The sequence below is a fragment of the Anaerorudis cellulosivorans genome, from assembly GCF_025943985.1.
GTDB classification, from domain to species: Bacteria; Bacteroidota; Bacteroidia; order Bacteroidales; family Dysgonomonadaceae; genus Anaerorudis; species Anaerorudis cellulosivorans.
Window position 1 is genome coordinate 35,703 of record NZ_JAPCWE010000021.1, and the last position, 9,493, is coordinate 45,195.

Genomic DNA, 9,493 nt, shown 5'->3' on the forward strand with positions numbered 1-9,493 from the left:
ATATTTATGGCATTTATGGTTACGATGACAACGATGAAAGCGAGCGATAATCCGTTTTTCAACTCCTTTTCCACACCCCACGGGACTGCCCCGTTCGACAAAATCAAAACAGAACACTATGAACCGGCATTTGAAAAAGCAATTGCCGAACACCAACAGGAAATCGACGCTATTGCCGACAATCCTGAACCGCCTACCTTTGCAAACACCATTGAGGCAATGGAGTATTCGGGCGAAATGCTGAATCGGGTAAGCAACGTGTTCTTTAATCTGCTGAGTGCCGAAAGCAATGACGAAATGATGAAAATTTCGCAACGCTTAAGCCCCAAACTATCGGAACATGCCAACAATATCTATCTCAACGAAAAACTTTTCGAAAAGATAAAAAGCATATACAACAACCGCCTCAACCAAGGGCTGACACCCGAACAAGTCCGACTGGTAGAAAAATATTATCACGATTTTGAGCGGAGCGGAGCTACGCTTTCACCCGAAGAAAAAGAACGCTATCGGCAACTTACGATGGAATTGAGTCTTGCAACGCTCGATTTTGGGCAGAATGTACTTAAAGAGACCAATAAATATGAAATGTTGCTGACCGATAAAGCCGACTTGGCGGGGTTGCCCGAAAGTGTGTTGGAAGCCGCCAAGGCGCGAGCCGAAGCAAAGGGTAAAGAAGGATGGCTTTTTGACTTATCTGCTCCCAGCTACACATCGTTCATGAAATACTCCACGCGGCGCGATCTTCGCGAAAAACTCTATAGGGCATACAACACCAAATGCGTTACCGGAGGCGAATTTGACAATCAAGACAATGTAAAGAAAATTGTCAATCTCCGATTGGAAATCGCCAATTTGTTGGGATATGAAAACTACGCCGAATATGTACTGAGATACCGGATGGCCAAAAACACCGAAGACGTTTACGGTTTACTCGATAAACTGGCAGAGGCATACACACCGACAGCAAAAAAAGAAGTTGCCGACGTGCAGGCTTATGCATTGAAAGTTGAAGCCAAACCGATTGAAATTCAACCCTGGGATTGGAGCTTTTATGCCGACAAACTCAAAGATGAGCGTTTTAAGCTGAACGACGAGATGTTGCGCCCCTATTTCGAGCTGGAACAGGTTAAAAAAGGAGTTTTTGGTTTGGCGACCAATCTATACGGTCTGCAATTTGTAAAAAATCCGGATATTCCGGTATATCATCCCGAAGTGGAAGCTTTTGACGTGCTGGACGAAAACGGTCAATTCTTGGCCGTCCTCTATACCGACTTTCACCCTCGTCCGGGGAAACAGTCCGGCGCTTGGATGACCGAATTTAAAGGTCAATGGATAAAAGACGGCGTGGATAGTCGTCCGCATGTATCTTTGGTGATGAATTTCACCCGACCGACCGAAACGAAACCCGCTCTGCTCACCTTCGACGAGGTTGAAACTTTTCTCCACGAATTTGGCCATGCTTTACATGGTATGCTGTCGCGCTGCACATATCAATCGCTTTCGGGAACGAATGTCTATCGCGATTTTGTGGAACTGCCTTCTCAGATTATGGAAAACTGGCTGACGGAAAAAGAATATCTCGACCAATTTGCCTTCCATTATCAAACGGGAGAAAAAATACCTGCCGAACTGATACAGCGGATTATCGATGCTTCGAATTACATTGCGGGATATCTCTGCTTGCGACAATTATCGTTTGGCTATCTCGATATGGCATATCATACCCTCATGCAGCCTTTTTCGAGCGATATCCGCGAATTCGAAAGAAATGCCATTCAGCATGTGCAGCTTCTTCCGGTAATACCCGAAACATGCATCTCAACATCGTTTGGGCATATTTTCTCGGGGGGATATGCTGCAGGATATTACAGCTATAAGTGGGCCGAAGTGCTAGACGCCGACGCTTTTTCGGTATTCAAGGAAAACGGCATCTTCGATAAAAAAACAGCTCAATCGTTCAGAAAGAACATTCTTGAAAAAGGAAATACCGAAGATCCGATGATGCTCTATATCCGCTTTCGCGGACAGGAACCGACTATTGACGCACTCTTGAAAAGAAATGGAATAATAAACTGACAATCGGATCGGCATCATAGCAATAGAAAAAGTGCCTTTCGGAGATGTTGTTTCGAAAGGCACTTTTGTTAATTTGAACTTTTAAAGAAAAAAATTCGTCCAAAATTTGCAAATACTTCAAATATTATTTCTATCTTTGTCAACGCAAAAGGTTTATAAAGGCAAATAGTTTTCCCGGTTTCTTTCCAGTCATTGCGAAGTACGTGTTAACCTATTTCTTGGTATAATCTCTTCTGCTAATTTCATTCATTTATTTTTTTTAATTATTTATTTTACATGAACATTTTCATTGCAGGGCTTAGCTATCAGATTAGCGATGCCGATTTAAGAGAACTTTTTGAGGAATATGGTGAAGTATCCTCAGCCCGAATCATTACCGACAGAGATACCCATCGTTCGAAAGGCTACGGCTTTGTCGAAATGGGTGATGATGCAGACGGACAGCATGCTATTGACGAATTGAATGGAGCAGAATATGACGGACGTACCCTATCTGTTTCGGTTGCCCGCCCGCGTCCTGAAGGAGATCGTTCTCGCCAAAGAAGCCAGAACAATCGTAGCTACGGCAATCGCGACTATCGCGAAAGAAACAGGTATTGATTTAAAGTAAATACTTTTCGGATTTTAAAGACTGTATCCAATCGATGCAGTCTTTTTTATTTGAACCAAAATTCATACTAAACTGTTATTACTATAAATATTGATGCCAAAAATGAGTGTTCTTTTGTCTATCGAGACCGCTACAGAAGTATGTTCTTGTGCCTTATCCCGCAATGGGGAAATAGTGATGAATAAAGAAAATGACGCAAAGCAATCGCATGCTGCATCGTTGGGAGTTTTTGCGGATGAAATCATGCAGTTCGCGAGAAAAAACAATATGCCTATTGATGCAATAGCCGTGAGCAGCGGACCGGGTTCTTATACCGGTTTGCGTATCGGCGTATCGGAAGCCAAAGGATTGGCCTATGGACTGAATGTACCGCTCATTGCCATTCCTACGCCAACAATTATGGCTGCTATCGTGAAAGACAGGGTAGAAAAAAACACCCTCCTGTGCCCGATGATTGATGCGCGAAGAATGGAAATATACGCTACTTTTTTCGATACATCGTTGCACACGATTCGCAAAACATCGGCAGATATTGTTGAGGAGAACAGTTATCGCGATTTGCTCGATAAACAAAAGGTTGCTTTTTTTGGCAACGGAGCAGAAAAATGCAAGAGCGTCATTCACCATCCCAATGCCCTGTTTATACCTGATATTAAGCCGCGGGCATCGGTATTGGCCCTATTGGCGGAAAAAGCATTCGATGAACAGGATTTTGTGGATATTGCTTATTTTGAGCCTTTTTATCTGAAAGAATTTGTGGCTACTGTGCCAAAAAATAAATTACGCTAAGTCTAACATTTAAAACCAAAAAATTATGTCGGTAGTAGAAATCAAAATGATTCCCAATGGTCCGCTGGAAATGAAGGGCGATTTCAAAATCATCCGCCCCGACGGGAAAGAAGAAGAAAAGAGCGGAACAATCCACCTCTGCCGTTGCGGCCATTCCAATAAGAAACCTTATTGCGACGGTTCACATGTGAAAGCAGGGTTCAAAGATTAATGGTTTTTCCCGTTAAACGAAGGTTGTCCGAGAATTTAGATCGAAAAAGCCTTAAAAATTGCATTTTTTTTATTTCCTTATTTTCTTAAACTGAAGTGAATAAGAAAAAGGAGATGCATGTAATAATTTGCGGACAACCTTTCCTATTTTTCTACATTTAAAAATAATGAAATCATGAAAACAACCCAACAAATATTCTTGCTTATCTCTTTGTTATTAATCCCCTTAGGGATTTTTTCGCAAGCTACTTTTACCGTTAAAGGTTTATGTATAAATGCGCCGGCCAAACAAGATGTGGATGATTTTATTGAGCTCATCGATAAAAAGTTGGCGCCGGCAGGAGTAAACACACTGGTTTTGCGTATCGATTACCGCTACGAGTACGTTTCTCATCCTGAATTGAGAGCTCAAGAGCCATTATCGGAAAAAGACGTGAAGAAAATAGTGAATAGCTGCCGAAAGAACCAAATCCGCCTGATTCCTCAAATCAACTTATTGGGTCATCAATCATGGGCGGGGCAGATCGGAAAACTGTTAGAGGTTTATCCTCAATTTGACGAAACACCCTCCATATCTCTCCCAAAAGAATACACCTGGCCAAATGCAGACGGGTTATATTGCAAAAGCTATTGTCCACAACATCCCGAAGTTCATGATGTTGTTTTTGATGTAGTGGACGAAATCATAAGTGTGTTTGAAGCTGACGCTTTCCATGCAGGTATGGATGAAGTTTTTTACCTTGCACATCCCGATTGCCCTCGTTGTCACGGATGCGATCCGGCGGTATTGTTTGCCGGGGAAGTCATGCTTATCCGGAACCATTTGACTCAAAACGGAAAAGAATTGTGGATTTGGGGTGACCGGCTGATCGACGGGAAAACCACAGGAATCGGTCTATGGGAAGGAAGCTACAACAATACCTACCGAGCAATAGACATGATCCCGAAAGATGTAATCATTTGCGATTGGCATTACGAAAAAGCGCACCCTACGCCTGTTTTGTTTGCCGCAAAAGGTTTTAATGTGGTCGCCTGCCCTTGGCGAAATGCCGATGTAGCTCTCAATCAGGTAAAAATGATGAATAGGTTTAAAGAAAATGCATCAGATGAAATGAAACCGCGCTATGCCGGCATCATGCATACCTTCTGGAGCAATACCCGCATTTTTATAGACGGCATGAATGATGCTTGCGAAGAAAGCAAAAACGATCCTTCGGTACAAACATTTAAAGAATTGATAAAAGCCTGGTAAGAAAAACAAAAAATCCCTTTATTTGTAAATTTCCTTTTTAGCTGCCAAAAGGGTGTTCTTCATTAACGAAACAATGGTCATGGGTCCCACACCACCGGGAACCGGCGTAATGTAAGCACATTTAGGAGCAACTTCATCAAAAGCAACATCGCCGGTAAGTTTAAATCCCGATTTGGTTTTGGGGGAAGGAACGCGGGTTGTCCCCACATCAATCACCACAACTCCCTCTTTTACCATATCGCCTTTCACAAACTCGGGAACCCCGAGGGCTGCAATAATAATATCGGCCTGAAGGCACATATCTTTGATGTTTTTGGTACGGCTGTGACAAACGGTTACGGTGCAATCGCCGGGATAAGTTTTCTGCAACATCAACATGGCTACAGGTTTACCCACAATGTTGCTGCGTCCCAATACCACACAGTGCTTACCCTTGGTTTCGATTTCGTATCGTTTAAGCAGTTCCAAAATACCTGATGGTGTGGCAGGCAAAAAACAAGGCAAACCAATCGACATGCGTCCGACGTTGACGGGATGAAAACCGTCGACATCTTTACGATAATCGATAGCCTCGATGATTTTATCTTCGGAAATATGCTTCGGCAAGGGCAACTGCACAATAAAGCCATCCACATCATCGTCCCTGTTAAGTCGATCTACACAAGCAAGAAGTTCCTCCTCGCTCACATTGTATTCGTAACGAATGAGCGTGGATTTGAATCCCAATTCTTCGCAGGTTCTCACCTTATTGGCCACATACGTTTCGCTTCCGCCATCATGCCCCACGAGAACAGCGGCTAAATGAGGAACTTTTGCTCCTGTCGCTTTTATTTCCTCAACTTCTGCCGCAATTTCTTTTTTTATTTGTGCTGCTACGGCCTTACCATCAATAAGCTCCATATCTTTCTTATTTATCTTCGCCTTACATTTTTCATCATGGCTTTGGGACCGCCCTGCGTCATCAACCGCATCATTTTGCGTGTTTCATCAAATTGTTTGATGAGTTTGTTCACTTCCTGAACATTGGTACCGCTTCCTTTAGCAATGCGTGCCCGCCTACTTCCGTTTAAGATTTCGGGATGAGCGCGTTCGTCGGGGGTCATAGACTGTATAATGGCTTCTATCCCTTTGAAGGCATTATCGTCGATATCGAGATCCTTAATCTGTTTTCCGACACCGGGAATCATCGATGCCAAATCTTTCAGGTTCCCCATTTTTTTGATTTGTCGGATTTGAGAAAGGAAATCGTTGAAATCGAACTGATTCTTTGCAATTTTTTTCTGAAGACGACGGGCTTCTTCTTCGTCATATTGCTCCTGGGCTTTTTCTACCAATGAAACAATATCGCCCATTCCGAGAATACGATCGGCCATACGTTCCGGATGAAATACGTCGATTGCATCAAATTTTTCACCGGTTCCTATAAACTTAATCGGTTTGTTTACGACGGAACGAATGGATAAGGCCGCTCCACCTCGTGTATCCCCATCGAGCTTGGTAAGAACCACTCCGTCAAAATCGAGCCGCTCATTGAATTCTTTCGCTGTATTTACCGCATCTTGTCCGGTCATGGCATCCACCACGAAAAGAATTTCCTGTGGGTTCACGGCTTTTTTGATGGATTCGATCTCGTTCATCATTTGCTCGTCGATAGCCAACCGACCCGCCGTATCGATAATGATAAGGTCCTTGCCGTGCTGTTTGGCATACTGCATGGCATTCTGTGCAATTTTTACCGGATTTTTGTTGTCCTCCTCGGCATAAACCGAAACACCGATTTGTTCTCCCAAAACCTTTAATTGCTCAATAGCTGCCGGACGATACACGTCGCCTGCAACCAAAAGCGGATTTTTACCCCGTTTCGATTTCAACATATTGGCCAACTTGGCCGAAAAAGTGGTTTTACCCGACCCTTGAAGTCCCGACATAAGAATAATGGCAGGACTTCCCTTTATGTTGATATCGACCGCCGCTCCTCCCATGAGGGTAGCAAGCTCATCATGAACAATTTTAATCATCAATTGTTCCGGCTTAATGGCGGTAAGCACATTTTGGCCGAGTGCTTTTTGCTTTACGGTTTCTGTAAACTCTTTGGCTGTTTTATAATTAACGTCGGCATCAAGTAAAGCACGACGAACATCTTTTAGGGTTTCGGCAACATTGATTTCGGTGATTTTCCCCTCACCCTTCAATATTTTAAACGATCTTTCAAGTCTATCGCTCAGATTCTCAAACATACTATTTTATGGGTTTATTATGAGAGTACAAAGATAATGAAAAATCGGGATTATTTCAATCCTGTCCCGATTCAATAGAAGAGGTTGACAAGCAAAGGTTTCAAACACGCAATGGTGCACAAATACCTACATAAAAACCCTGTCGGAAGATTGTCCCTCCCGACAGGGTTAAGCCAATTATGCCATTCATTTTACTTCTCTACGATCGCAAATACCGTTTTTATTGGTATCGACAAAATTCACTCCACTTCCCTTACCATTGCGGAGGCCGGTTCTGTTGTTCTGTGCGCGACCCTGTCCTTTCCCACTGCCGTCGCGAAGAGCCTGTCTGCCATTTGCTTTGGGATTTCCGGGCGTACCGTTTTCAAAATTATCGCAAACCCCATTATTGTTGGTATCGACAAATGCCGGCCCACGTTGAGTAGATGTTGTTTCCTGTTTTTTTGTTTGATTCTGATTTTGCGCAGTTGCCACACCTATCGTAGCAACAAATGCCAATGCTGTGATGATCAATTTTGTTTTCATTGTTCAATAATTTTTAGCAGGTTTATTAACTGATTATCTATTTTATGGTTGTGGATTACGCCCATACTGCCGCCTGTAACCCGAATTTATTCCGGTACTGTCGGCACGAATGTGTCGATATCCTCTCCGGGAATGAATATTTTCATTGTAATACAGCGGTAAAAAAAGTTGTTGGAGCTGAGCACATTGTGAAGAATCACATACCGATTTCATATTCAGATAAAAACGATTCGTAATTTTTTTAAGTTCGGCATGTTGCCTTCCCAATAGTTCCGACAAATAATTCAACTTTGTCGAATCGGGTTGAGCTTTATTCAGTTCCTTAAACATTTCTATTTTAATCGAATCCATTCGAATAATTAATCTTGCTGCTTGCGGTTGAAATTCCCGATTTGCAAGACGAAATGCCTCCATTTGCCTGTCATTAAAACCCAGCGTTTGTCTGAAATATCTCCCTGTAAGTCGCACCTCTCCTTCTTCAGAAAGAACCGTTACCATATCATCTTCTCTTTCCTTCCAATGGTGATAAAGAATGGTACCAACCGTGGTTAAATTCAGCACCACCAACAATACCACCACCCATATCCATATTTTATTGGTTTTATTCATTATTTTCAAACAAATAATAGTCAAGTTTTTCGATTTCGTTATCGTTAATATTCATTGTTATTTCTTGCGAAACACTGTCGACATAAGCGTTGCCGATAGTTATTCCCAATAAGGAAATGGCAGCAATACTTATCGCAACCATAACAGCTTGCCACCGTGGCGTTTTCTCAGCCTTTGCCTGTTGCCTTTTCTCAATCTCGGCTACAACACGCGTACTCAGAAACGGATTGGGTCGGATTTGTTTTTCACCCTCGATGAAATTATCTATATAATCGTCTATTCTCATTTCGATGATTCTTTATAAATTAGACATTTCTTCTTTTAATTTCCTATGGATGGTCCCAATTTTTTTCGCAGATTATTTTTTGCTCTTTGCAGCAATTGTTCTACGGCACCTTCGGTGATATTCATGATCGCTGCAACTTCCTTTTGGGAAAGATCTTCATATTTGCTCAGGACAAAAGCACTGCGTTGTTTAGCAGGTAACGAATCGATCGCTTGTTTTATGAGCAAATTGCGTTCCGATACTTCTATTTTTTCCAATGGGCTTTTCTCATTATCATGTTGGCCAAAGGCGCTTTGCCAAACATCCTCTATGGATTGCAAGAATCGTTTGCCGCGATTACGATTTACAAAATTTATGCAAGTATTGATAGTTAGTCGATAAAGCCAGGTTGAAAACTCAGAATGGTGATTAAAAGTCGATAATGACAGATAGACCTTAATAAACACCTCTTGAGTAAGGTCTTCTGCATCTTCCTTCAAATGAACAAAACCCATCGCTACATGAAACACCCTTTCCCGGTATTTTTCCATCAACGTTTTAAAAGCAAGAGTATTACCGGAAATTATTTCTTGTATGAGTTGTTCGTCAGTCATGCACACTTTACCATATTTGATAAGTTAGACAGCAACATTATCGTTTTCCTATGGAATGAATTTATAAATTGCCCGCAATTTCATTAAAAAAAATGAAATACAAAACACATTGTCTTTTTTATCTGTATTTTTATTCTAAATTTGTATGAAAAGTTTAGAACGATTATAATTAACAATCACTACTGTCCCGTTAAGATTTGAGGTCTCGAAATAATTCGAGTTGACCGTCGTCAGACGAGACATTTAAATTTGGTTTGTTGAACAATTCACGAACCGGTATCTTCTCAAACAACATAGTTCCTA

Annotated in this window: 11 protein-coding genes; 5 read left to right on the top strand and 6 right to left on the bottom strand. The window is 41.9% G+C overall.

The genetic code is table 11. The features are described 5' to 3' along the window. The first annotated feature begins 24 nt into the window (after positions 1-24). The 5 genes from OLM34_RS10545 to OLM34_RS10565 all read left to right on the top strand — a co-directional run bounded on the left by OLM34_RS10545 (position 25) and on the right by OLM34_RS10565 (position 4,940). Positions 25-2,079 carry a M3 family metallopeptidase gene (locus tag OLM34_RS10545; RefSeq protein WP_264407194.1) on the top strand — a complete coding sequence of 685 codons (2,055 nt, stop codon included), beginning with the start codon at positions 25-27 and terminating at the stop codon, positions 2,077-2,079. Between the two features lie 276 nt (positions 2,080-2,355). Then, a complete protein-coding gene (locus tag OLM34_RS10550; protein WP_264407180.1) occupies positions 2,356-2,679 on the top strand; it encodes an RNA recognition motif domain-containing protein in 324 nt (107 codons plus the stop codon). A gap of 112 nt (positions 2,680-2,791) precedes the next feature. After that, positions 2,792-3,478 carry a tRNA (adenosine(37)-N6)-threonylcarbamoyltransferase complex dimerization subunit type 1 TsaB gene (gene tsaB, locus OLM34_RS10555; protein WP_264407182.1) on the top strand — a complete coding sequence of 229 codons (687 nt, stop codon included), beginning with the start codon at positions 2,792-2,794 and terminating at the stop codon, positions 3,476-3,478. Positions 3,479-3,503: 25 nt separating this feature from the next. Further along, positions 3,504-3,689 carry a CDGSH iron-sulfur domain-containing protein gene (locus tag OLM34_RS10560; RefSeq protein ID WP_264407184.1) on the top strand — a complete coding sequence of 62 codons (186 nt, stop codon included), beginning with the start codon at positions 3,504-3,506 and terminating at the stop codon, positions 3,687-3,689. A 174-nt stretch (positions 3,690-3,863) separates the two neighbouring features. Next, positions 3,864-4,940 (top strand): family 20 glycosylhydrolase, encoded by a 1,077-nt coding sequence (locus OLM34_RS10565; RefSeq protein ID WP_264407185.1) that lies wholly within the window; start codon positions 3,864-3,866, stop codon positions 4,938-4,940. 18 nt (positions 4,941-4,958) lie between these two features. Here the strand turns inward: OLM34_RS10565 and folD are convergent, their stop codons facing one another. From folD to OLM34_RS10595, 6 genes are all read right to left on the bottom strand, one after another. Next, complete coding sequence (gene folD / locus OLM34_RS10570) at positions 4,959-5,840, bottom strand: bifunctional methylenetetrahydrofolate dehydrogenase/methenyltetrahydrofolate cyclohydrolase FolD (protein WP_413777226.1); 882 nt, start codon at positions 5,838-5,840, stop codon at positions 4,959-4,961. 11 nt (positions 5,841-5,851) lie between these two features. Further along, on the bottom strand, positions 5,852-7,177 hold the full coding sequence (gene ffh / locus OLM34_RS10575) for a signal recognition particle protein (RefSeq protein WP_264407186.1): 1,326 nt from the start codon (positions 7,175-7,177) through the stop codon (positions 5,852-5,854). A 186-nt stretch (positions 7,178-7,363) separates the two neighbouring features. Beyond that, positions 7,364-7,702 (bottom strand): hypothetical protein, encoded by a 339-nt coding sequence (locus OLM34_RS10580; protein WP_264407189.1) that lies wholly within the window; start codon positions 7,700-7,702, stop codon positions 7,364-7,366. Positions 7,703-7,744: 42 nt separating this feature from the next. After that, positions 7,745-8,311 (bottom strand): hypothetical protein, encoded by a 567-nt coding sequence (locus OLM34_RS10585; RefSeq protein WP_264407190.1) that lies wholly within the window; start codon positions 8,309-8,311, stop codon positions 7,745-7,747. Next, a complete protein-coding gene (locus OLM34_RS10590) occupies positions 8,304-8,597 on the bottom strand; it encodes a hypothetical protein (protein ID WP_264407191.1) in 294 nt (97 codons plus the stop codon). The genes OLM34_RS10585 and OLM34_RS10590 overlap by 8 nt, the downstream gene beginning before the upstream one ends. A 35-nt stretch (positions 8,598-8,632) precedes the next feature. Beyond that, positions 8,633-9,190, bottom strand: a complete 558-nt coding sequence (locus OLM34_RS10595) for an RNA polymerase sigma factor (protein ID WP_264407193.1) — start codon at positions 9,188-9,190, stop codon at positions 8,633-8,635. Positions 9,191-9,493: the final 303 nt, after the last annotated feature.